This window comes from Pedobacter suwonensis, from assembly GCF_044762335.1.
Lineage (GTDB): Bacteria > Bacteroidota > Bacteroidia > Sphingobacteriales > Sphingobacteriaceae > Pedobacter.
This window is the reverse complement of sequence record NZ_JBIWEB010000046.1, coordinates 1-1,263: the sequence shown is the minus strand read 5'-3', so window position 1 is coordinate 1,263 and position 1,263 is coordinate 1. Positions and strand designations below refer to the sequence as shown.

The window sequence follows — 1,263 nt, the reverse complement described above, 5'->3', positions numbered from 1 at the left end:
GCTATACCACAGATCTGGAGCATATGCCGGAAAATCACAGAAAGATTGCTGAAAGGCGCGGTTGGGATCCTGATTATTATTTACTAAAAGCCGAGCAAAACGGTCCGGCCACCCATCAGTTCTTCAGTAAGCTGATGGAAAGTAAGATCTCCATTCACCAGGCTTATGGGCCATGTCTGGGTATTCTCAGGTTGATAAGTTCCTTTGGTTCAGTACGTGTCGAGAATGCCTGCAAGAGAGCCTTAAGAGGTTATAAATATAATTATGGGGTACTCAACAATATACTATCCAACAATATGGATCTTCAGGAGGATACTGTTCCTGAAGGTTCACCAATCCCCGACCATGACAATCACAGGGGAGCGGCAGCCTATGAGAGGCTAAACTAGAAATCAATTCCAAATAAAATGAATAAACAATCAACACTGGATCAGCTTAATTCACTTAGGCTACCCGGCATGGCAAAACGTTATCAGGCCATGCTAAACCTACCCAGTCATCAACAGGAAGATGCATATACCCTGGTAGCAATGCTCTGTCAGGCTGAAATTGAGCATCGCAACTTTCAGCGAACCGAGAGGTTGTTGAAAAACAGCAGGCTCCGTTACAATGCACTGCTTGAGGAAGTGATCTGCAAACCGGAACGTGGGCTGACCAGAGAGATGCTTGGCCAGTTATCTGATGACAGTCTGGTCAATAGGTCTCAGAATATCCTTATCCATGGGCTAACCGGTTGCGGAAAAAGTTACCTAGCCTGTGCACTGGGAAGGAATGCCTGCCTGATGGGACACAAAGTACTATATCTTGCTATGAATAAATTCTTGGAGGCTATCGGGCAGGCAAAACTTGACGGGACCTACCTAAAGTGGATCAAAAATATAGCTGCACATGCAGTTGTTATTCTAGATGACTTTGGACTCAAGCCGCTTTCCCATGACGCAAAACTCGCACTACTTGACATTCTTGAAGACAGGTATGGAAATGGTTCAATCATCATAACCTCCCAGCTTCCGCTGGATAAATATTATGAGTTCATTAACGAACCTAGCCTTGCAGATGCAATACTTGACAGACTGACAGCATCGGCACATAAAGTTGAACTCGTGGGGGAATCTTTGAGAAAGAAAAAATAAACCTTATTATTGTTAAACAAAAAAGCAACTCTTATAATAAACCAGCTGTCGCTGGTAACCTTTGCGTCGGAAAACCTGGTAAGGTTTCAAAGCGGAAATACTGGTAAACTTTTCTCGGAATATCCAGCAA

At 43.8% G+C, this 1,263-nt stretch carries 1 protein-coding gene and 1 pseudogene; both read left to right on the top strand.

Annotated features, from left to right (window positions below):
* Positions 1-389, top strand: a pseudogene (locus ACIQXP_RS25170) (IS21 family transposase); the annotation flags it as partial.
* Between the two features lie 18 nt (positions 390-407).
* On the top strand, positions 408-1,133 hold the full coding sequence (gene istB, locus ACIQXP_RS25165) for an IS21-like element helper ATPase IstB (RefSeq protein WP_387508780.1): 726 nt from the start codon (positions 408-410) through the stop codon (positions 1,131-1,133).
* The last annotated feature ends 130 nt before the right edge of the window (positions 1,134-1,263 follow it).